The sequence below is a fragment of the Propionicicella superfundia DSM 22317 genome, assembly GCF_000423465.1.
GTDB lineage: Bacteria > Actinomycetota > Actinomycetes > Propionibacteriales > Propionibacteriaceae > Propionicicella > Propionicicella superfundia.
Genome location: NZ_KE384020.1, coordinates 81,615 through 102,816, shown reverse-complemented (window position 1 = coordinate 102,816; position 21,202 = coordinate 81,615). Strand labels below are relative to the sequence as shown.

Annotated in this window: 23 protein-coding genes; 5 read left to right on the top strand and 18 right to left on the bottom strand. The window is 70.9% G+C overall.

The features are described from left to right. Nucleotides 1-55 precede the first annotated feature (55 nt). The 3 genes from G555_RS0105535 to G555_RS0105525 all read right to left on the bottom strand — a co-directional run bounded on the left by G555_RS0105535 (nt 56) and on the right by G555_RS0105525 (nt 2,586). Nucleotides 56-811, bottom strand: coding sequence for an adenosylcobinamide-GDP ribazoletransferase (locus tag G555_RS0105535; protein ID WP_245581200.1), 756 nt, complete (start codon nt 809-811; stop codon nt 56-58). Continuing rightward, nucleotides 808-1,857, bottom strand: coding sequence for a nicotinate-nucleotide--dimethylbenzimidazole phosphoribosyltransferase (gene cobT, locus G555_RS0105530; RefSeq protein WP_028708110.1), 1,050 nt, complete (start codon nt 1,855-1,857; stop codon nt 808-810). Before cobT ends, G555_RS0105535 begins: the two co-directional genes overlap by 4 nt. A 168-nt stretch (nt 1,858-2,025) precedes the next feature. Then, the gene (locus G555_RS0105525) at nt 2,026-2,586 is read right to left on the bottom strand and encodes a histidine phosphatase family protein (RefSeq protein ID WP_028708109.1); all 561 of its coding nucleotides are present in this window, start codon (nt 2,584-2,586) and stop codon (nt 2,026-2,028) included. 88 nt (nt 2,587-2,674) lie between these two features. Here G555_RS0105525 and G555_RS0105520 point away from each other — a divergent pair, with 88 nt between their 5' ends. From G555_RS0105520 to G555_RS0105510, 3 genes are all read left to right on the top strand, one after another. Continuing rightward, nucleotides 2,675-4,195, top strand: coding sequence for an aminopeptidase P family protein (locus G555_RS0105520; RefSeq protein ID WP_425413836.1), 1,521 nt, complete (start codon nt 2,675-2,677; stop codon nt 4,193-4,195). After that, a complete protein-coding gene (locus G555_RS18145) occupies nt 4,131-5,204 on the top strand; it encodes a magnesium and cobalt transport protein CorA (RefSeq protein ID WP_342662670.1) in 1,074 nt (357 codons plus the stop codon). The genes G555_RS0105520 and G555_RS18145 overlap by 65 nt, the downstream gene beginning before the upstream one ends. A 71-nt stretch (nt 5,205-5,275) precedes the next feature. After that, nucleotides 5,276-6,577: a TrpB-like pyridoxal phosphate-dependent enzyme gene (locus G555_RS0105510; RefSeq protein WP_036921458.1), complete on the top strand. Its 1,302-nt coding sequence runs from the start codon at nt 5,276-5,278 to the stop codon at nt 6,575-6,577. A 90-nt stretch (nt 6,578-6,667) separates the two neighbouring features. Here the strand turns inward: G555_RS0105510 and G555_RS0105505 are convergent, their stop codons facing one another. From G555_RS0105505 to dapA, 10 genes are all read right to left on the bottom strand, one after another. Next, the gene (locus G555_RS0105505; RefSeq protein ID WP_028708106.1) at nt 6,668-7,162 is read right to left on the bottom strand and encodes a YflT domain-containing protein; all 495 of its coding nucleotides are present in this window, start codon (nt 7,160-7,162) and stop codon (nt 6,668-6,670) included. Nucleotides 7,163-7,229: 67 nt separating this feature from the next. Beyond that, nucleotides 7,230-8,162, bottom strand: a complete 933-nt coding sequence (locus G555_RS0105500) for an HpcH/HpaI aldolase/citrate lyase family protein (protein WP_028708105.1) — start codon at nt 8,160-8,162, stop codon at nt 7,230-7,232. A 96-nt stretch (nt 8,163-8,258) separates the two neighbouring features. Next, complete coding sequence (locus G555_RS0105495; protein ID WP_028708104.1) at nt 8,259-8,978, bottom strand: type 1 glutamine amidotransferase; 720 nt, start codon at nt 8,976-8,978, stop codon at nt 8,259-8,261. 1 nt (nt 8,979) lies between these two features. Beyond that, entirely contained in the window at nt 8,980-10,134 is a 1,155-nt protein-coding gene (locus G555_RS0105490) for an Mrp/NBP35 family ATP-binding protein (protein WP_028708103.1), read from the bottom strand. A 10-nt stretch (nt 10,135-10,144) separates the two neighbouring features. Beyond that, the gene (locus tag G555_RS0105485; RefSeq protein WP_028708102.1) at nt 10,145-10,681 is read right to left on the bottom strand and encodes a DUF1003 domain-containing protein; all 537 of its coding nucleotides are present in this window, start codon (nt 10,679-10,681) and stop codon (nt 10,145-10,147) included. After that, nucleotides 10,674-11,936 (bottom strand): magnesium transporter MgtE N-terminal domain-containing protein, encoded by a 1,263-nt coding sequence (locus tag G555_RS0105480; RefSeq protein ID WP_084634805.1) that lies wholly within the window; start codon nt 11,934-11,936, stop codon nt 10,674-10,676. Before G555_RS0105480 ends, G555_RS0105485 begins: the two co-directional genes overlap by 8 nt. A 57-nt stretch (nt 11,937-11,993) precedes the next feature. Further along, the gene (locus tag G555_RS18140) at nt 11,994-12,332 is read right to left on the bottom strand and encodes a sec-independent translocase (protein WP_036921455.1); all 339 of its coding nucleotides are present in this window, start codon (nt 12,330-12,332) and stop codon (nt 11,994-11,996) included. Between the two features lie 10 nt (nt 12,333-12,342). Beyond that, on the bottom strand, nt 12,343-13,779 hold the full coding sequence (locus tag G555_RS0105470; protein ID WP_028708100.1) for a zf-HC2 domain-containing protein: 1,437 nt from the start codon (nt 13,777-13,779) through the stop codon (nt 12,343-12,345). Next, entirely contained in the window at nt 13,776-14,378 is a 603-nt protein-coding gene (sigE, locus tag G555_RS18135; RefSeq protein ID WP_051208475.1) for an RNA polymerase sigma factor SigE, read from the bottom strand. The genes G555_RS0105470 and sigE overlap by 4 nt, the downstream gene beginning before the upstream one ends. Nucleotides 14,379-14,496: 118 nt before the next feature. Then, nucleotides 14,497-15,387 carry a 4-hydroxy-tetrahydrodipicolinate synthase gene (dapA, locus tag G555_RS0105460; RefSeq protein WP_028708099.1) on the bottom strand — a complete coding sequence of 297 codons (891 nt, stop codon included), beginning with the start codon at nt 15,385-15,387 and terminating at the stop codon, nt 14,497-14,499. Between the two features lie 112 nt (nt 15,388-15,499). On the opposite strand from dapA, the gene G555_RS0105455 reads away from it, so the two are divergent. Beyond that, entirely contained in the window at nt 15,500-16,156 is a 657-nt protein-coding gene (locus G555_RS0105455; RefSeq protein WP_036921786.1) for an O-methyltransferase, read from the top strand. A gap of 71 nt (nt 16,157-16,227) precedes the next feature. Here G555_RS0105455 and glgC read toward each other — a convergent pair whose 3' ends face one another. Then, entirely contained in the window at nt 16,228-17,445 is a 1,218-nt protein-coding gene (glgC, locus tag G555_RS0105450; protein ID WP_028708097.1) for a glucose-1-phosphate adenylyltransferase, read from the bottom strand. Between the two features lie 145 nt (nt 17,446-17,590). Here glgC and glgA point away from each other — a divergent pair, with 145 nt between their 5' ends. Then, nucleotides 17,591-18,784, top strand: coding sequence for a glycogen synthase (glgA, locus tag G555_RS0105445; RefSeq protein ID WP_028708096.1), 1,194 nt, complete (start codon nt 17,591-17,593; stop codon nt 18,782-18,784). A gap of 71 nt (nt 18,785-18,855) precedes the next feature. Here the strand turns inward: glgA and G555_RS21745 are convergent, their stop codons facing one another. The 4 genes from G555_RS21745 to dapE are packed head-to-tail and all read right to left on the bottom strand — an operon-like array spanning nt 18,856 to nt 21,132. Then, nucleotides 18,856-19,026 carry a DUF3117 domain-containing protein gene (locus G555_RS21745; protein ID WP_084634799.1) on the bottom strand — a complete coding sequence of 57 codons (171 nt, stop codon included), beginning with the start codon at nt 19,024-19,026 and terminating at the stop codon, nt 18,856-18,858. Continuing rightward, a complete protein-coding gene (locus G555_RS18130) occupies nt 19,014-19,340 on the bottom strand; it encodes a DivIVA domain-containing protein (RefSeq protein ID WP_051208474.1) in 327 nt (108 codons plus the stop codon). Before G555_RS18130 ends, G555_RS21745 begins: the two co-directional genes overlap by 13 nt. Before the next feature lie 33 nt (nt 19,341-19,373). Then, nucleotides 19,374-20,069 (bottom strand): LOG family protein, encoded by a 696-nt coding sequence (locus tag G555_RS18125; RefSeq protein WP_051208473.1) that lies wholly within the window; start codon nt 20,067-20,069, stop codon nt 19,374-19,376. Then, nucleotides 20,056-21,132, bottom strand: coding sequence for a succinyl-diaminopimelate desuccinylase (dapE, locus tag G555_RS0105425; protein WP_028708095.1), 1,077 nt, complete (start codon nt 21,130-21,132; stop codon nt 20,056-20,058). The genes G555_RS18125 and dapE overlap by 14 nt, the downstream gene beginning before the upstream one ends. Nucleotides 21,133-21,202 lie beyond the last annotated feature (70 nt).

The following is a 21,202-nucleotide window of genomic DNA, read 5'->3' as shown; positions in this document are numbered from 1 at the left end:
GGTGGCCTGGCCCCGTCGGACGCGACAGGGCGGGCGGCACGCGCCGCGGAGGCGGTCAGACCACGGTGAGGCCGAGCAGGACGACCGCGGCGGCGAGTTCGACGGCGGCACCGAGGACGTCCCCGGTCATCCCGCCGAACCGCCGCACGGCGACGGACAGAAGGCCCACGACCGCGCCGAGGGCAGCGAGGACGGCCAATGCGCCCCACCCCGGCAGGGTGAGGAGCGCGACGAGCCCGGCCCAGAGCGCGCCGCTCACGACGGCGGCCCACACGGGGACGCTGCCGGCCACCGCCTTGCCCAGCCCGCCGGGACGGGCGGCCGGGACCAGCGGCGTGCAGCCCAGTGCCAGTGCGCAGCGGGACGCCGCCAGCCCGGCCGCGGCGATGGCCCACCCCCAGGGATGCGCGAGAAGGTCACCGAGGCACGCGGCCTGGAGACCGAGGACGAGGACGAGCGCGCCCGCCCCCATCGGTCCGACGTCGCCACGCTTCATGACCTCCAGCGCCCGGTCCCGGTCACCGGGGACGCCGAGCGCGTCACAGGTGTCGGCGAGCCCGTCCAGGTGGATCGCCCGCGTCCCCAGCGCCAGCAACGCGATGCAGACCAGACCGGCGGCGAGTCGGGGGACGCCGAGCGCGGCGAGCCCTGCCGACGCACCGGAGGCGACCAGGGCGACGGGCAGCACGGCGAACGGCGCCAGCAGCATCGCCGTCCGTGCGACGTCCTCGTCGACCCTGTCGGGCGGGGGCACCGGGATCGCCGTCACCGTCCCCAGCGCCAGTCGGGCGCCGGGGACGAGTGCGATCACGAGTGCCCGCCGGTGATCTCGCTGAGAAGGGCCACCTCGCGCAGGGCACCGACGGCGGCACGGACGATCGGCACGGCGAGGACGGCGCCGGTCCCCTCCCCGAGGCGCATCCGCAGATCGAGGATCGGCTCGAGGCCGAGGCTGTCGAGCGCCAGCGTGATGCCCGGCTCGGTCGAGCGGTGCCCGGCCCGCATCCACAGCCGCGCTCCCGGCGCCAGTTGCTCCGCCAGCAGCGCCTCGGACGCGGCGATGACGCCGTCCACGAGGATCGGCACGCGGCGGCGTGCCGCACCGATCATGAAGCCGACGGCAGCGGCCATATCCGCAGAGCCGAGCGCGGCGAGGCGACGCAGGGGGGCGACGTCGCCGACGCGCTGCAGTGCCGCGTCGACCAGCGCGACCTTGGCCGCGAGACCTCCCTCGTCGAGCCCGGTGCCGCGCCCGCACGCCTTGGACGCGGGCACGTCGAGGGTCGACGCGATGAGCGCTGCGGCCGGAGTGGTGTTGCCGATCCCCAGGTCCCCGCTGATGAGCAGTTGCGCCCCGGCCTCGATCTCAGCCGCCGCGATGGCGTCGCCGGCCAGCAGCGCTGCCTCGGTCTCCTCGGCGGTCAGGGCGTCCTCGATGTGCAGCGGGCGGGACCCGTGCATGATCTTGTGCGCCGTGACGTCGGGTGACAGCCCGGGAAGGTCGACGGCCACGCCGATGTCGACGGCCCTGACGTGGACGCCCGCGGCGCGCGCCAGGGCGTTCACGCCGGCGCCGCCGGCAACGATGCCGGCCAGCATCTGGGGCGTGATCGTGGCCGGATAGGCCGACACGCCATGCGCGGACACGCCGTGGTCCCCGGCGAAGACGACAGCACGGACCTCGGTGAGCGGCTCGGGCGGACACACGCCCTGACAGGCCGATATCCAGGCCGCGAGTTCCTCCAGCCGCCCCAGGGCGCCGACGGGTTTGGCCTGGTCGTCGCTGCGCGCGACCGCCTCCACATAGACGTCGGCCGCGGGCGGATCGACGGGTGCCAAGATGTCGGACAGGGTCATCAGGGATGCCTCCAAGGTGTGTGTCGTGTCGCCTCGGGCGATGGCGAGAGCATCCGGGGGGCAAGCGATCCGTCGAAGGACGGTCGCCATGCGCCCGTCGGCGTCGAAGGCGACGCGAGCGCAGCCTCCCGGGCGCGCCGTGGCCCGTGCCGGGTCTACGAGAGCACCCTAGCTGTTCCAGCGCAGGATCGCGGCCGACTCCTTCTCATGGCCCATGATCGACACGCTGCCGACCGCCAGCGGGAAGGACTGCCCGAAGGCGATCGGGAAGTCCAGCCAGCACAGTGCCAGTACCCGCAGCGCATGGCCGTGGGCGAAGCAGATCGCCCGATCCACCCCCGACTCGCGGACGCGGGTCATGACGCGCGTCAGCCGCGCCCGCACCTGGTCGGCGGACTCCCCGTCGGGGCAGCCGTTGAACCAGATCCGCCAGCCGGGCACCTGTTCGCGGATCTGCACGCTGGTCATGCCCTCGAAGTCGCCGTAGTACCACTCGGAGAGGTCCTCGTCGACCTCGTAATGCCCGAATCCGGCGAGCTTCGCGGTCCGTTGCGCCCGCAGCCGCGGGCTGGCGAGGACAAGCTGGAAGTCCTCGGGGAACAGCCGAGAGCGCAGCGCGCGGGCCTGCTCCACGCCGTGCTCGGTCAGGTCGAGATCCGTCACGGACGTGTGCTGGCCCGACTTCGACCATTCCGTCTCTCCGTGTCGGACGAGGTACAGCTCTGCCATGAGGACATCTTTGCGAAGCCGGGCCCGTCCCGCCACCGGCGGCGCGACGCGGATGCCGGTCCGGTCCGGTGCACCGCGGCGGGGTGGACTGCCTAAGATCGAGAACGGATCTATGGAGGCCCACATGACCAGCGACGAACGTCCCGCCCTGCCCAACCGCCAGACACCGTTCTCGGCCGCCTTCCGCGCGTTCATCCCCGACGGGTGGCAGGACTATCCGACCACGGGGTTCGAGCTGCTGGCGGCAGCCGAACGGACGCCGGCGCGCCGCGGGCTGCTCTCGGCCCGGTTCCCGGGGGAGCGCCTTGTGCTTCCGGCCGGTGGTCTTCGTACGCGGTCGAACGACTGCGACTATCGTTTCCGCCCCCATACCGCCTTCGCGTACTACACCGGTCTCGGCACCGACCGTGAGCCCGACGCCGTCCTGCTGCTCGACCCCGCGGGCGACGGGCACGCCGCCCGGCTCTACTTCCGCCCGCGCGCCCCCCGCACCGACGAGGAGTTCTATGCCGATTCCCGCTACGGCGAGATGTGGGTCGGGCAACGCGAGTCCCTGGCGGAGATGGCGGCCCTGACCGGTGTGGAGTGCCGGCCCGCCGACGACCTCGCGGCGGATCTCGCCGCAGGGGACGTTCCGCTGCGGGTCGTCCCCGGAGCCGACGACGCCGTGTCGGCGCAGGTGGCGGCCATCCGTGCCGACCGGGGCACCGATCCGGCGACGGCCGCGACGGCCGACGAGGACCTCGGCGTGTTCGTGAGCGAGTCGAGGCTCGTGAAGGATGCCTACGAGATCGCCGAGTTGGAGGCCGCCTGCGCCGACACGGCCGTGGGCTTCGAGGCGGTGGTGCGTGAGCTGCCCGCCGCCGTCGCCAACGGTCGCGGCGAACGATGGGTCGAGGGCGTCTTCGGACTCCACGCCCGCCACCGCGGCAACGCTGTCGGGTACGACACGATCGCAGCCGCCGGGGACCACGCCTGCACACTGCACTGGATCCGCAACGACGGGGACATCCGCCCCGGAGAGCTGATCCTCATGGACGCGGGTGTGGAGCGTGATTCGCTGTACACCGCCGACATCACGCGGACGCTTCCCGTCACGGGACGCTTCTCGCCCGCTCAGCGGCGTGTGTACGACGCGGTCCTGGAGGCCGCCGACGCGGCGATGGCCGTCGTGCGACCGGGGACGCGCTACGGGGACGTCCACGAGGCCGCCATCGCCGTCATCGCACGTCATCTGGAGGAGTGGGGCATCCTGCCGGTTCCGGCCGCCCAGTCGCTCGACACCGAGACCGGCGGCCATCACCGTCGCTGGATGGTGCACGGCACCAGCCATCATCTCGGCCTGGACGTGCACGACTGCGCGCAGGCCCGGCGCGAGAACTACCGCGACGGCCTCCTCGCCCCCGGCATGGTCGTCACCGTCGAGCCCGGCCTCTATTTCAAGGCCACCGATCTGCTCGTGCCCGCGGAGTACCGCGGCATCGGGGTCCGGATCGAAGATGACGTCCTGGTCACCGAGGAGGGTCCGGTGATCCTGTCCCACCATCTGCCGCGGACCGCCGACGAGGTGGAGGACTGGATGGGCCGGCTGCTCGACACCGGCGCATGAGCACCGCGGGTCCGAGCCCGACCGCGGACTACTCGTACACCCGTTACGTCGACGGGATCGCCCAGCGCGACGAGAGCCTGCACGATCCGCGGCCCGGGCACGTTCGGGGGACGGGCTCATCTGGGTCGGGATGAAGGATCCGTCCGATGACGACCTCGCCTGGTTCGCCGACTTCTTCGGGATACACCCGCTCGTGGTGGACGACGCCGTGAACGGGCACGATCGATCGAAGCTGGAGGTGTTCGAGGACACGATCTTCCTGGTCGTCTCGACAGCCGCCTACGTCGACCACGCCACCATCGCCGACGCGGCCGAGATCGTCACGACCGGACAGGTGATGGTGTTCCTGACCTCGCACTTCGTCCTCACGGTCCGCCGCAAGGGCCCGGCCCAGATGCGCGCGGTGCGCTCCCGCCTGGAGCGGCACCCCGAACAGCTCGCCCAGGGAACCTGGCGGATCCTCTACGAGATCCTCGACGGCGTCGTCGACGACTACGCCCGCGTGGCGGCCGAGATGGAGGAGGACGTCGACGAGGTCGAGGAGATGGTCTTCGCCGACTCCGGCACCGGGCGTATCGACCGCGCGTACCTGCTGAAGCGCGAACTCATCGAGTTCCGCCGCTGCGCGATGCCGGTGGCGCTTCCGCTGCTGACCCTGGCGCAGAAGGATCTGCCGAACATCCCTCTCGAAGCCAGGGCCTACTTCCGCGAGGTGAGCGATCACCATGTGGAGGTGCGTGAGGCGCTCACGTCGTTCGACGACATCCTGTCGACGGTGCTTCAGGCGGCCCTGGCGCGGCAGTCGGTGGCCGACAACCAGGACATGCGGAAGATCTCGGCCGCCGTCGGCATCCTCGCGGTCCCCACCGCCATCGCCGGGATCTACGGGATGAACTTCCAGCACATGCCCGAACTGGCGACGCCGTACGGCTACTACGTCGTCCTCGTGGTGATGGCCGTGCTGATGCTGACGATCTTCTTCGCCTTCCGCCGCAACAAGTGGCTGTGACGCCGCGATCCGCGGATCCGGAACGGCCTCGCGCCACGGTGCGGGATCGCTAGTCTCACCTTGTGACTTCCATGACCACCGCCGTTCTCGACGAGTCCCAGATCCCGACGCACTGGTACAACATCGTCGCCGACTTCCCGACTCCTCCGCCGCCGCCGCTGCACCCCGGCACGCGGGAACCGCTCGTGCCCGACGACCTCGCGGCGATCTTCCCGATGGGCCTGATCCTCCAGGAGGCCAGCACCGAGCGGTGGATCGAGATCCCCGCTCCGGTGCGTGAGCTCTACCGCCTGTGGCGGCCGTCCCCGCTGCGGCGGGCCGTGCGGCTGGAGGAGGCGCTGGGGACGACGGCACGGATCTACTACAAGTACGAGGGCGCGAGCCCCGTCGGCAGTCACAAGACCAACAGCGCCGTCGCACAGGCCTACTACAACGCGCAGGCCGGCATCAAGCGGCTCGCGACCGAGACGGGCGCGGGCCAGTGGGGCTCGGCGCTGGCGTTCGCGTGTCAGGCGTTCGGACTCGCCTGCGACGTGTGGCAGGTGCGCGGCTCGTACGACGGCAAGCCGTACCGCCGGATGCTCATGGAGACCTACGGCGCTCGCGTGACGGCCAGCCCGTCCGAGGTGACCGAGACCGGGCGCGCCCTGCGAGAGCGCTTCCCGGACACGTCCGGGAGTCTCGGCATGGCGATCAGCGAGGCGGTGGAGGTCGCAGCGGGCGATCCGGACGCGAACTACTCCCTCGGCAGCGTGCTGAACCACGTCCTGCTCCACCAGACCGTCATCGGCCAGGAGGCGCTGACGCAGATCGGGATGTTCGACGAGGAGCAGGTCGACGTCCTGTTCGGATGCGCCGGCGGCGGATCGAACCTCGCCGGGCTCAGCTTCCCGTTCATCCGCGAGAACCTCGAGGGACGCTCCGCGACGCGCATCGTGGCGTGTGAGCCGAAGGCCGCCCCGTCGCTCACCGAGGGCGAATACACCTACGACTTCGGCGACACGGCGCACCTGACGCCACTGCTGAAGATGTACTCGCTCGGTGCCGAGTTCGTCCCCGACCCCGTCCACGCGGGCGGGCTGCGCTACCACGGGATGGCTCCGCTGGTCAGCCACGCCTACCACGAGGGCCTGCTGGAGGCGATCGCGATCAAGCAGCGCGAGGCGTTCGCCGCCGGTGTCCTGTTCGCGAACGCGGAGGGCATCGTCCCCGCGTCGGAGTCCAACCACGCGATCGCGGGGGCGCTGCGTGAGGCGCGCCGGGCCACCGAGGCCGGCGAGTCGCCGGTCATCCTCATCGGGGTGTCGGGCAACGGTCAACTCGACCTGCCCGCCTACGCGGAGTACCTGTCGGGCGACATGCTCGACTCCTGAGCAGGCCCGCCGAACGCTCCGTTCCTGCCGGATTGTCGCGGCTTTTCGGCAGTTCGGGAGCGTTCGGCGGACCCTCCGGAAGGGAACGGCCTACTCGAACTCGGCCGCGCGGGCGCCCGGCAGGCGCAGCAGCATCTCGCGCGCCTGCTCGGCGACCTTGTGCTCGCACAGCACCTCGTAGCTCGTCGCCACGGTCTTGGCGATCGAGTTGAAGTCGCGGCGACCGGAGCTCAGCGCGTACGCGACAGCTCCGAAGATCACCGAGATGACCACGCCGATGAGCAGGGCCGACACGAACAGCAGGAGCGTGCTGCCCGGAAAGAAGAGGAAGAACAGGAGCGCGACGAGCAGGCCTGTGCCCAGGCCGTTGATCGCCCCGTCGCGGAGGACGGTGCCCCATGTCCGGCGCCCGGTGACGCGCTCCATGAGCCGCAGGTCGGTGCCCACGATCGCGAGGTTCTCGACGGGGAACTTCTCGTCGGAGAGGAAATCGACGGCCCGTTGCGCCTCGGCGTACGTGGGATACGTGGCGATGGACTGCGGGAAGGCGAGATCGAACGGGGATTCGGCGGCGGGCTGTGTCATGAGGGACTCCGTGTCTGTGAGTGGGGGGACGTCCGCGGCGGCCGCCCGGCGCGGGTGGATGGCGAGGTCATGGCGTGGTCCCGAGACCGGCTGCGCGGGCCTTCGCGAGGGTCGCCTGCGCCACCTTCACACCCGCCTCGTCGACCATCTCGTCGTCGACGACGATCGCGCCGACGGCACCCCCCGCGGCGGCGGTCGCCTCGGCGTAGGCGGCCATGATGCGGTGGGCTCGCTCGATGTCGGCCGCGGGCGGGGTGAACACGACATTGCCGGCCTCGACCTGCGCGGGGTGCAGCACCCACTTGCCGTCGTAGCCGAGAGCCGCAGACCGCCGTGCGGATGCGGTGAACCCCTCGACATCGCGAATCGCCACGAACGGCCCGTCGATGGCCTGCAGCCCATGCGCGCGTGCTGCCACAAGGATCGACATGAGCACGTGATGGAACGCGTCTCCCACGTACCCGTCGGGCTGCGCCCCGACGTTCAGCGACGCCATGCCCATGCTGGCCATGAAGTCCCCGGGGCCGAACACGAGCGACTCCAGTCGCGGGCTCGCCGCGGCGATCGCGGCCACGTGCAGGAGCCCGACGGCGTCCTCGATCTGCGCCTCGATCCCGATCCGGCCCACCGGCAGGCCGGCGTTGCGCTCCACCTGGGTCAGCAGAAGGTCCAGCGCCCGGATGTGGTCCGGCGTGCTCACCTTCGGCAGGACGAGCGCGTCCACGTGCGCCCCGGCGCCCGACACGACCTCGATGACGTCGCCGTAGGTCCACGGGCTCGTCCAGTCGTTGACCCGGACCGTCACGGTGGGCGCGGCGAATCCCCCGTCGGTGAGGGCTTGGACGATGCGCTCCCGCGACTCCGCCTTCACGGCCGGCGCCACGGCATCCTCGAGATCGAGGAAGAGGGCATCCACGGGGAGCGTGCGGGCCTTGGCGATGAACCGGTCGGAGGAGCCGGGGACGGCGAGGACGGTGCGGCGGGCGCGAGAGGAGGTCACGTATCCAGCCTAGTGGCCCGCCGCCGAGCCGCTTTGTCGCAGCCACAGGCGGCGACGCTCTCGGCGCTGCGGACGCGGCCGGCGTGCACGCCGGAGTCAGCCCGCCCGGCGGCTCTCGGCCCCCGGGCGCAGCGTGCCCACCCAGGCGAGAGCCAGCGCGGCGCCCACCGCCTCGGCTTCGGGATCGGCCACAGCCGCGGCGGGGCGGATGGCCGCGGCATCCCCTCCGGTCAGCCGCGCCCAGCGCTCCAGCAGGTCGGGGCTCGCCTCGGGGTGGAACTGGACCCCGATCGCACTTCCGACGCGGAAGGCCTGGACGTAGACATCGGACGACGCGAGCAGGTCGGCCCCCGGCGGCAACTCCGTCACGGCATCGCCGTGCATCACCGGAACCCACGCGGCGTCCTGCGAGCCGGCCGCCAGCGCGGGCCCCAGCACAGGATCGGCCGTGCCCGCCGCGGTGCCCCGCATCCGCACGTACCCGTGCTCTCCGCCGCGCGGATCGGCGACCGTGACACGGCCCCCGGTCGCCGCCGCGATGAGCTGCGCGCCCAGGCAGACGCCCAGCACGGGCGTACCCACCGTCACGCACTCGACGACGAGGCGCCGCACCTCGGCCAGGAACGGCGAATCGTCGTCGGCGTAGGCATTCTGCCGACCGCCCATGATGACGATGCCGTCGGCATCCGGCGACGGCAGGGCGTCCCCCGCCGGAAGGTCGTGTACGACGAGTTCCACACCCGGCTGCGCCAGCCACGGGCCGAACCGCTCCAGCGGCACCTCGGAGTCGTTGAGGACGATGTGGACGGTCGTCACGTCACTGCACGGGGGTGATGCCGAGGGACTTGCCGACGAGGTCCTTCTCACGGGCCGACAAGGCATCGGCCACGTCGTTGAGTGCCTGGGACGCCGCCCGTTCGGCGTCGGCGGAGACGAGCGGCAGACCGACGTCGGATGCGGCGCGCAGCCCGGGATCGAGGGGGATCTGGCCGAGCAGCGGCACCTCGTACCCGAGCCGCCTCGTCAGCGCCTGGGCGACCGCCGCGCCGCCGCCGGACCCGAACACGTCGACCCTGTGGACGGTATCGCAGTGGGGGCAGGTCGTCTCGAGGTATGCCATGTTCTCGACGACACCGATCACCCGCTGCTCCAGCATCGACGCCATGGTGCCGGCGCGCTCGGCGACCTCTGCCGCAGCGTGCTGCGGCGTCGTCACGACCAGCACCTCTGCGCTGGGCAGCAACTGGCCGAGCGACAGGGCCACGTCGCCCGTGCCGGGGGGAAGGTCGAGCAGCAGGAAGTCGACGTCGCCCCAGAAGACGTCGGCCAGCAACTGCTCCAGCAGCTTGTGCAGCATGGGCCCCCGCAGCGCGATCACCTGGTCGCGGCTCTGCTTGAGCATGCCGACGGAGATGACCCGGATGTCGCCGAGGCTCACGGGCATGATCGTCTCGTCGACGGTCGTCGGAGCGGCGTCCTGCAGGCCCAGCATGGACGGGATCGAATGGCCGTAGATGTCGGCGTCCAGCAGGCCCACCTTGTGGCCGCGGGCGGCGAGGGCGGAGGCGAGGTTGACCGTCACCGAGGACTTGCCGACGCCTCCCTTCCCCGAGGCCACCAGGATCACCTGCGTCGGGTTTCCGGGTTCGTTGAAGACGATCCGGGGCTCGGGACGACCCCCGCGCAGCTTGGTCTGCATCGCCTTGCGCTGCTCCTCGGTCATGACCCCCAGCGTCAGCGACACACCGGTCACCCCGGGAACCGCGGAGACCGCCGCGGTCACCAGTTCGCGGATGGACGCCGACAGCGGACACCCGGCGATGGTGAGCAGCACGGAGACGGACACCTGCCCGGCCTCGTCGATGTCGACCGATTCCACCATGTCCAGATCGGTGATCGGACGACGGATCTCGGGATCGTTGACGGTGGCCAGGGCGGCCATGACAGCAGGCAGGAGCTCGTGGTCGGACATGTCTGCCAGACTACAACGACGCCCCCTGGGACGACGCGGGCCGCTCGCCTGTGGAGCCGACGTCCGGCTGCCGCTGGTCCTCGCGCAATTCCTCCACCAGCTCGCGCAGCTCCGAACGCACGAAATCGCGGCTGGCGAGGTCGTTGACCTTCTGCCTCAGCGAGGCGATCTCGCGGGCCAGGAAGTCCATGTCCGCCCGCGACTGCGCCGCCATCTCGCGGTCGTTCTCCAAGCTGATCCGGTCGCGCGCCTCCTGCCGGTTCTGCGCGAGCAGGATCAGCGGCGCCGCGTACGACGCCTGGGTCGAGAAGAACAGGTTGAGCAGGATGAACGGGTACGGATCCCATCGCAGCCCGGTCACCAGCAGGACGTTCGCCAGCACCCACACGACGACGAACACGGTCATCCACATGACGAAGTTCGCCGTGCCCATGTACCGTGCGACGCCCTCGGCGAACCTCCCGAACGAATCGCTGTCCATCCTGCGCCGGGGGCCCCATCGGCGACGGCCACCCGGGGTATTGAGCTTCGCCTGCGCGCTAGCCACTGCTCACCTCCCGTCGCGACGTGCCCAACTGGATCCCCCGCCAGTCGTCGGGGAGCAGATGGTCGAGAACATCATCCACCGTGACCGCCCCCAGCAGACGCTGATCCTCGTCGACCACCGGTGCGCACACGAGATCGTACGTCGCGAAATAGCGGCTCACGAACGCGATGTCGGCGTCGGGCGGGAGCGGTTCGAGCAGCGGGTCCACGAAACGTGCCGCCATGTCCGACGGCGGCTCGCGCAGCAGCCGCTGGATGTGGACGCCGCCGACGAACCGGCCGGTGGGCGCATCGAGCGGCGGGCGCACGACGAACGCCATCGCCGCCAGTGCCGGCGGGAGGTCTTCGGCCCGCAGCAGGGACAGGGCGTCGGCCACCGTGGCGTCCGACGCGATGATGACCGGTTCCGGTGTCATCAGGCCGCCCGCCGTGGCCTGCGGATAGGTCAGCAGCCGGCGGACGTCCTGCGCATCCTCCGGCTGCATCCGCGACAGCATCCGCTCGGCCACGTCGGGGGCGAGCTCGGCGATCAGGTCGGCCGCGTCGTCGGGGTCCATCTCCTCCAGGACGTCCGCCGCGCGCTCGATGTCGAGCACGGAGATGAGGAGCACCTGCTCCCGCTCCGGCAGTTCCTCGAGCGCCTCGGCGAGAGTGGAGTCGTCCATCGCCTTGGCCACCGCGGCCCGCCGGTCGGGCGCCATGGAGTGCAGTTCGCGCGCCACATCGGCGGGCTTCATGTCCACGAGCTTGGCAACGACGTGGTCGGCGCTCTGCTCGGAGTACAGGACGAAGTCGGGGACGTCGCTCCACGGCACGATGCGCACGTGCCCACGGGAGAAGGGACGCCGCGACGCTTCCCGCAGCGCCACCTCGAACAGCTCCCACTCCCCCTTGCGGACGAGTTTCATGGACACGTCGAACACCGTCTCGGGCCGGTCCCCGCCGCGGGGCGTGATCGTGCGGTCGATCAGGTTCTCGATCACGAGGACCTCGGACTCGCGGATCTGGAAGCGCAGCGTGTTCACGACACCGGAGATGGTGATCTGCTGGGCGTCGATGTGGTGGATCCGCAGCATCGGGACGAAGATCCGGCGCCGTGCGAACAGTTCGACGACGAGCCCCTGCGCCCTGGGAGGGCGGGCGATCCGGGACTGGATGACGACATCGCGCACCGTGCCGATCTGATCCCCTGATCCGTCCAGCACGGGCAGTCCCACGATGCGCGACAGGAAGATCGCGGTGCCGAGCTCGTTCACGAGTGGAGGGTACTCCTCACAGGCCGCCCGCGGCACGATCGCGCCAGGCGTCGGACGTCAGGTGGCCTCGGAGTCGAAGGCCGGGCGGACGGGGGGGCGGGGCGGGGCGGGGACCGGGGCCTTGATGTCGTCGGCGAGCGACCGGATCTCCTGTGTCACGGGCTCGCCCTCGGCGAGCAGGTGCTTCTGGACGAAGGTCCGCGGGTTCAGATCGCCCAGGTCCATTCCGGCGAACTCGGGACCGAGCTCGTCGTTGAGAGTGTGCCGGGCATTGTTGGCGACGCCCCGCAGGTAGTGGACGACCCGGGCGCTCTTGCGCGCGAGGTCGGGCAGCTTCTCGGGGCCGAAGATGACGACCCCGAGCACCACGAGGAAGAAGATCTCCGTGCCGCCCACAAGGACGAGGCTACATCCGCTCCACGATGTCCGCCCAGCCCGCGACGACACGGCTCAGCAGGTCGGTGCCGAACCCCTGGTCGTGGGGCAGCGCGGCGGCGACCTCGCGGGCGACGGTGAGGCAGTCGTTGGTCGTGACCGTGTAGACGCTGGCACCGCTCTGCCACATCACCGTGGCGGGAAGCCCGTCGGCGACCAGGCTGTCGGCGCTGCGGGTGAACCCGTCGGGGATCCCGGACAGCGTCCCTCGGCGCTGCCGCACCGACACTGTCGTCACCCCGTCGCTGTACACGGACTGGATGCTCGTCGGATCCTCGAGCCGGTCGGCCACCCGCCCGACCAGCGGCAAGCCGTGGACGGTGTCGGCGCACGTCCACCCCTTCGGGCACTGCTGGTCCTCCGACATGATCGTGTCGTCGCCCTGCCGCAGCAGCGAGCTGCTGACGGAGCCGTCCGCGACGGCGGTCGGGAAGAAGTCGGTGTACCCGGCGGACAACGTGACGGCTCCGTCGGGGGCGTACCGCTCCAGCCACAGGACCGTCCCGGTCGCCTCGTCCAGCCACCAGCGCGCCACCACGCGGTTCGGCAGGGACGCCTCGACGACGGTCGCGACCCGCCCGGCCACCTCGGCGGCGCCGGACCAGCCCGACAGGGTGTAGGAGCCGGCGAGCCAGTCGGGCAGGTCGACCGACCCGCGGGGCAGATAGCCGTGGTGGGCCACGTCGCCGGCCGCGTCGAACACCTCGACGGTCGCCGCGCCCGCGCCGACCGCCACGGTCGCGGTCGCGGTCCGGTAGCCGTCGGCCGTGCGCAGCGTGACCCGGGCCGTCCCGTGGGACTGCACCTGCTGCGCCACGGCACGCGTGAGCGCGGCGGCCGGCTGCGCGAGGGGGGTGTCCCGGCGGAACACCGCCGCGGTCGCGGCGGACGTGGGCTGGCCCACGGTGTCGGGCCCGACGGCCAGCAGCGCGACCACGACCGGCATCTCCAACGGCGTGCTGTTGAGGACGGTGGTGAACTCCGTGCGGTCCTCGTCGGCCAGGTCCTCGGCGCCCAGCAGCGTCGGGGCGGCGGTCAACCCGATCCCGCCCCAGGCGAGGATCGCGGTCAGCGTGAACAGGACGCCGGCGGCGACGAGCCGCCGCCGCGCCTGCGCGCGCGTGGGAAGAGGGCCCTGCCCCGCCCTGAGGGCCAGGGGCCGGCTTGCCTCGGGACCCGCGATCGAGACGAGCCGTGTCGTGAGGCCTCCGTCGGCCGTGCCCGGCTCCCCCGTGGCGTTGAGCCGGTCGCGCACGCGCCGCAACGCGACGACCTCGGCTGTGCAGGACTCGCAGGTGAGCAGATGGCGCTCGATGACGTCGGTGAGAAGGGGACCCGCATCGTCGTCGACGTACTGCGAATAACGGGGTGAGAGTTCCCGGCATCCGTACCGGAGGCCTCCGATCACTGCCGGACGACCTCGTCCGCGATCGCATCGATCCCCAGGTACCTGCTCCGCCCCCTGCCAGGTGCGCGATGAGCCAGCGCCTCGCGCAACTGGCTGCGGCCGCGGTGGATGCGGCTGCGCACCGTGCCGATCTTCACGTCGAGGACGGCGGCCACCTCCTCGTAGCTGAGACCTTCGATGTCGCACAGCACGACGGCGGCCCGGACCTGCGGGTTGAGGTGGCCGAGCGCCGCGGCGATGTCGTGATCGAGGTCGGCGTCGTGCACGATCTCGTCCGGCGTGGCGACGGTGTCGGCCACCTGGTTCTGCTCGGACAGGTTGTCGACGCGCACGCGCGCCCGTTTGCGGGCGCCGTCGAGGAAGAGGTTCGTGGTGATGCGGTGCAGCCACCCGGACAGCGTCCCGGGCTGGAACTGGTTGATCGAGCGGTACGCCTTGATGAAGACCTCCTGGGTGAGATCCTCGGCATCGAACCGGTTGCCCGTCAGGCGGTATGCGAGGCGGTACACCGGCGCGGAGTGCGTCGCGACGAGTTCCTCCCAGGTCGGAGGAGTCCATGCCGGCGCGGCCTTCGGGGACGTCCGCCGCATCCACACCATGGCGCCTCACCTCCGTACGACTCGGCCCCCTCAGTGTGCCACGTCTTCCTGGGAGAATCCTGTGACGCCGCCGCGGAGGCGTGACGTGACCGGACGGCGAGCCTGGCTCGCCCCCGGGCTAGAGGCCCGCGGCGTCGAGGATGGCGACGAATGCGGCCGCCTGCTCGGCGGTGGCCGCCAGCAGCGGCGGGCGGAGCACGGCGGGTGCGAATCCACGGGCCGCGAGCCCGGCCTTCACGAGCATGCATCCCTGGGTCGCGAACACGCCGCTGTACACCGGCAGCACGGCACGGAAGCGTGCCAGCGCCCCGGCAGGATCGCCGGTCAGGAAGGCATCGATGATCCCCGCGGTCGCCACACCGGTGAAATGGGTGGACGTCCCGACGACGCCGGCGCCGCCGATCGCCAGCAGGGGCAGCAGCATGGCGTCGTCGCCGGCGTAGTACGCGAGGTCGGTCTCGGCCATGACCTGGGCGGACGCCGCCGGCTGGCCCTTGGCGTCCTTCACGGCCACGATGTGCGGGTGCTCGGCGACGCGCAGCAGCGTCGAGGTCTCGATCGGGACACCCGAGCGGTGCGGGATGTCGTACAGCACGACGGGCAGGTCGGTCGCGTCGGCGACGGAGAGGAAGTGCGCCGCGATCGCGTCCTGCGGCGGCCGCGAGTAGTACGGCGTGACCACCAGCAGGCCATCGGCTCCCGCGGCCGCCGCCCGGCGGGCGAGGTCGATGGAGTGGGCGGTGTCGAACGTCCCGACGCCGGCGATGATCCTGGCCCGGTCGCCGACCGCGCCGACAACGGTGTGCAGCAGCGCGTCCTTCTCGTCGTCGGTGGTGGTCGGCGCCTCGCCCGTCGTGCCGGACACGACGAGAGCGTCGTTGCGCTGGACGTCCACGAGGTGGGTGGCCAGCTTCTCCGCCTCCGCATGGTCGATCGACCCGTCGGCGGCGAACGGCGTCACCATGGCGGTGACCAGTCGGCCGAAGGGAGGCGTCGCAGTCGAGATCATGCGGTCAGTGTAGGGGCGCGGCCTCGCGCAGGCCGGGAGGTCCGCCGGGGAACTGTCGAGGCGGGGTTCACCCCCGCTGTCTGGCCGAACCGCCGGTCGCTAGGCTGTGCGCGTGGTCACCAAGCAATCCGCCGCCAAGCTCGCTGCCAGGGCGGCGTCCCAGGATTTCGCCGAGTCGTTCGCTCCCGCGACCGCACCCGACGAGCAGGCGCGCGCCGCCGCCGCCGAGCTGGGCGTGCAGCCCGTCAGTCCCGCCACCGCGAGCATCCTGTCGTTCCTCGCCGCCGCCACCGGCGCCCGGGCCGTGGTCGAACTCGGCACCGGCACCGGCGTGTCGGGGCTGGCCTTCCTCTCCGGGATGGTGCCCGGCGGGGTCCTGACCAGCATCGACATCGAGAGCGAGCACCAGGCCGCCGCCCGCAGGGCGTTCCTCGCCGCCGCGATCCCGACCCAGCGGTTCCGGCTCATCGCCGAATCGGCGCTCAACGTGCTGCCTCGGCTCACCGACGGGGGGTACGACATCGTCTTCGCCGATGCCGACATCCTCGAGTCGGTCGAGTACATCGCCCAGGCCGAACGCCTGCTGCGGCCGCACGGCGTGCTCGTGCTCAACCATGCGTTCGCGCACGACCGGATCGGCGACCCCGACGACGAAGCCGACGACACCGTCATCATGCGGGAGGCGATCGAGGCCGTCACGGCCAGCGACGAGTTCCTCCCCACGCTCATCCCTGTGGGCGACGGACTGCTGGCCGCCGTTCGCCGCTGAGCCCGGGGCGGTCCCGCACGCCGTCGTCGGGACCGGACCCTCGACCGCGGTCGCCGCGGCGATCGCGAGCGCTACAGGTGCATGTTCTTCGGCACGACCGTGATCCCGCCGTCGGACACGAACAGTCCCCTCGCCCGGTCGGCCTCGTGATCCACCCCGACCTCGGCGCCGTCCGGCACCACGACGTTCTTGTCGAGGATCGCGCGGCGGACGACCGCGTTGCGGCCGACCTTCGAGTTCGGGAAGAGGATCGACTCGTCGACCTTCGCCCACTTGTCGATGCGAACGTTGGGCGACAGAACCGACCGGTCCACATCCCCGCCGGAGATGATGGTGCCGGCGCTCACGATCGAGTCCTCCGCCGTCCCTCGCAGCACGAACTTCGCGCCCGGCGCCTGCGCCTGCGACGTCCAGATCGGCCACTCGCGGTTGTAGAGGTTGAACTCGGGGACCACCGACACGAGATCCATGTGCGCCTCGTGGTACGCGTCGATCGTGCCCACGTCGCGCCAGTAGTTGCGGTCCTTCTCCGTGGACCCCGGCACGTCGTTCTGGGTGAAGTCGTAGACCTGCGCCCGGCCCTGGTCCACGAAGGACGGCACGATGTTGCCGCCCATGTCGTGCTTGGACCCCTCGTCGGCGGCATCGCGGTTGAGCGCCTCCACGAAGGCCTTCCGGGTGAACACGTAGTTCCCCATGGAGGCGAACGACTCGTCGGGGCTGTCGGGCAGGCCCGGCGGATCGGCCGGCTTCTCCAGGAACCGGCTGATGACGCCGCCCGCGTCCGCGTCGATGATGCCGAACGCCGACGCCTCCTGGCGCGGGACGCGGATCCCGGCGATGGTCGCATCCATGCCGGAGGCGATGTGCGCCTCGATCATCGCCTCGACGTCCATCCGGTAGATGTTGTCGGCCCCGAAGACGACGACGTAGTCGGGGTTCTCGTCGTTGATGAGGTTCATCGACTGGAAGATCGCATCGGCGCTCCCCTGGTACCACTGCTTGCCGGTCCGCTGCTGAGCGGGGACCGACGTGACATAGCTTCCCAGCATCGTCGACATCCGCCAGGTGACCGAGATGTGACGGTCGAGCGAGTGCGACTTGTACTGCGTCAGGACGCAGATCTTCGTCAGATCGGAGTTGGCCAGATTGGACAGGACGAAGTCGATCAACCGGTAGGTGCCACCGAACGGGACAGCGGGCTTGGCGCGGTCGGCGGTCAGGGGCATGAGGCGCTTTCCCTCGCCGCCCGCAAGCACGATAGACAGGACGTGGGGTCGTGTACTCATACCTAGAACCTAGGGGGTTCGAAGGTGCCCGGCAACCGGTCCCCGACAATTGCCGACGTCCATCTCGCATCGCCGAACACCCCTGTCCCGTGGGCAAAGACCCGGTCTCGTTGTTCCCGTCGGGGGGATGTGACACGATCGGGCCATGCCACTCCGCGTTTCGATTCTGACCAGGGAGTATCCCCCTCACATCTATGGCGGTGCCGGCGTGCACGTGGGGCAGCTCGTGCCGCAGTTGCGAAAGTATGCCGCGAGCGTGGACGTCCAGTGCATGGGTGAGCCGCGCGAGGGCGCGACGGCGCATCCCGAGGACTTCCCTGCCGGCGCGAACGCGGCGATCCGCATCCTCGGCACCGATGTCGCGATGGCCGATGCGGTGGGCGACGTCGACGTCGTCCATTCGCACACCTGGTACGCGAACTTCGCCGGGCTCGTCGCGGCGAAGTTCCGCGATGTCCCCCATGTCGTGACGTCCCACTCGCTCGAACCGCATCGCCCGTGGAAGGCCGAACAGCTCGGCGGGGGCTACCGCATCTCGTCGTGGGCTGAGAAGACCGCGTTCCTGGACGCCGCGGCGGTGATCTCGGTGTCGACCGGGATGCGCGCCGATGTCCTCGCCTCCTACGGCGAGCTCGATCCGGCGAAGGTCCATGTCGTCCGCAACGGGATCGACCCCGACGAGTTCGCCCCCGATCCCGCGACGGACGTGCTGACGGGGCTCGGCATCGACCTCGACAGACCGCTGGTCGTGTTCGTGGGACGGATCACACGTCAGAAGGGGCTGGTCCACCTGGTGCGGGCGGCCGAGCAGTTCGATCCCGGCACGCAACTGCTGCTGCTCGCCGGCGCTCCCGACACACCCGAGATCGCCGCTGAGTTCCAGGAGGCGTTCGCGTCGCTCCAGGCAGGTCGCGGCGGCGTCACCTGGGTGCAGGAGATGCTGCCGCGCAAGGCGGTGGCACAGGTTCTCACCCACGCCACGGTGTTCGCCTGCCCGTCGATCTACGAGCCGCTCGGCATCGTCAACCTCGAGGCCATGAGCTGCCGGACCGCGGTCGTCGCGTCGCGCGTCGGCGGCATCCCCGATGTGGTGGTCGACGGCGAGACCGGCTATCTCGTCCCGTACGACCCCCGGCAGGCCGACGATCCGGCGTTCGTGCGGGCGTTCGAGGCCGACTTCGCCGAGCGGATCAACCTGCTGACGCGGGATCCGGGCCTCGCCGAGCGGTTCGGCCTCGCCGGACGGGAACGCTGCATCGCCGAGTTCTCCTGGGAGAAGATCGCGCAGGAGACGATCGCCGTCTACGAGGAGGCCATTCGCGTGCACCAGGCACGCTGAGGACGACATCGATGCGAAACGGGTGGCCGGGGACGTCGTCCCCGGCCACCCGTCGTCACGAGTACGCCCGGCTAACTCCCCGTCACCGAGTCGAGGGCTGTCCGCAGTTCGGCTGCTTCGGCGGCGTTGAGCTCCACCACAAGACGGCCGCCCCCTTCGGCCGGGATCCGCATCACGATGACGCGTCCTTCGACCGTCACTTCCATTGGACCTTCGCCGGTGCGCGGCTTCATCGCTGCCATTCGCTGCTCCTGTCAATTCGGGCGTTCTCCCCATTATCCCCTGTCGCAGGGCTCAGGTCGGGCGAACGCTCCGCAGTTCGGGTCATCTGGGCCGCGAGCTGAGCCAGCAGCGCGTCGACCTGCTGCATGGCGTAACCGCGCGTCTCCACGGTGAAACGGACCTCCCGCAGCGTCGCTGCGGTCAGCTCGCCCTCCGGTATGTACGGCGCGGGGGTGTCGTCGACGACGGGGGGAAGACCCTCGAAGCGACCGCTCGCGGCGATGGCCGCCACCCCGAGGATGGCGACGGCCAGCAGTGCCAGTGCCCATTGCATGCGCCCATTGTCCCACGTGCCACCGCAGGAGTGTCAGGCGAGCACGCGGGCGACCACCTCGTCGATCGTGTCGACCACGCACACGTTGTCCAGATCGGCCGCCGACACGTTCCCGGCCGCCAGCACCGTTCCGGTCAGCCATTCCAGCAACGGCTCCCAGTACTCACGCCCGTAGAGGACGATCGGGAACGACCGCACCTTGCCGGTCTGGACCAAGGTGAGCGCCTCGAACAACTCGTCGAAGGTGCCGTAGCCCCCCGGGAGGGCGACGAACCCCACCGAGTACTTCAGGAACATCACCTTGCGCACGAAGAAGTAGCGGAACAACAGATCGTGCGTCACATACGGATTCACCGACTGCTCGTGCGGCAGTTCGATGCCCAGTCCGACGGACCGCCCGCCGGCCTCGGCGGCGCCCTTGTTGACGGCTTCCATCGCGCCGGGGCCGCCGCCGGTGATGACGGCCATCCCGGCCGACGCCAGCGCCCTGCCGAGCGCGACCCCGTCGGCGTAGAGGGACTCGGTGGGCTTGGTCCGGGCGGAACCGAAGACGCCGACCGCCGGGCCGAGCTCCGCCAGCGAGTCGAACCCCATGACGAACTCCGACTGGATCCGCAGGACCCGCCACGGATCCTGGTGCAGCCAGTCGCGGCTGCCCGGAGCGAGCAGCCGCTCGTCCTCGGTCAGGCCCGCCTCGGCGGGAGAGATCCTGCGCTCACCGTGTACCACCGAGCCACCTCCTCAGCGCGTCGTGGCACGCCTGCACCTGCGCCACGGGGACGTATTCGTCGTCGGCGTGCGCCTTCAGCGGATCACCCGGGCCGAAGTTCACGGCGGGGACGCCCAGCGCGCTGAACCGCGCGACATCGGTCCATCCGAGCTTGGGCCGCGGCGAGCTGCCGACGCTGGCGACGAAGTCGGCCGCGACGGGCAGATCGAGGCCCGGGCGCGCGCCGGCCGCGTTGTCCACGACCTCGACCTCGTAGCCCGTGAACACGTCCCGCACGTACTGCTCGGCGGCTGCGGCGCTCCGGTCGGGCGCATAGCGCAGGTTGACCTCGATCCACGCCCTGTCGGGGATGACGTTCCCGGCGTGGCCGCCGCCGATCCGGACCGCGTTGAGCGACTCGCGGTACACCAGACCGTCCACCTCGGGCTGTCTCGGCTCGTACTCCACGAGCCGGTCCAGCGCCGAGGCGAGATCGTGGACGGCGTTGTGCCCCATCCATGGGCGCGCCGAGTGGGCGGCCTTCCCGGTGGTGCGGATGAGCGCCCGCAACGTGCCCTGGCACCCGCCCTCGACCATCGCCCCCGTCGGCTCGGTGAGGACGGCGAACTCCGCGTCGAACAGGTCGGGGCGCTCACGCTGCAGCCGTCCCAGCCCGTTGGAGGCGTGATCGATCTCTTCGCAGTCGTAGAAGATCCACGTCACGTCGCGGCTCGGTTCGGCGACGCCGGTGGCGACCGCCAACTGGACGGCGATCCCTCCGAGCTGGTCGCACGAACCCCGCCCGTACACCCTGTCCTCGCCGTCGACCGTCTCGCACCACGAGGGCACGTTGTCCGCGATCGGCACCGTGTCCAGATGCCCCGCGACCACGACCCGGGCCGCCCTGCCCAGGTGCGTCCGTGCGACGACGGCGTTCCCGTGCCGGGACACGTCGAGATGTGCGAACGGGCGCAACGTCTCGACGACCTGCGTCGCCAGCGCGTCCTCGTCGCCGCTCTCCGACGGGATGTCGACGAGTTCCCGCAGCAGCGCGGCCAGGTCACCATCGAGGTCGAGAGCCATGGCCCCACCCTAGCGATCCGATGATCGCCGGAGGATCAGCCGCCCGGGATCGGGCAGCGCCGCGATCCGC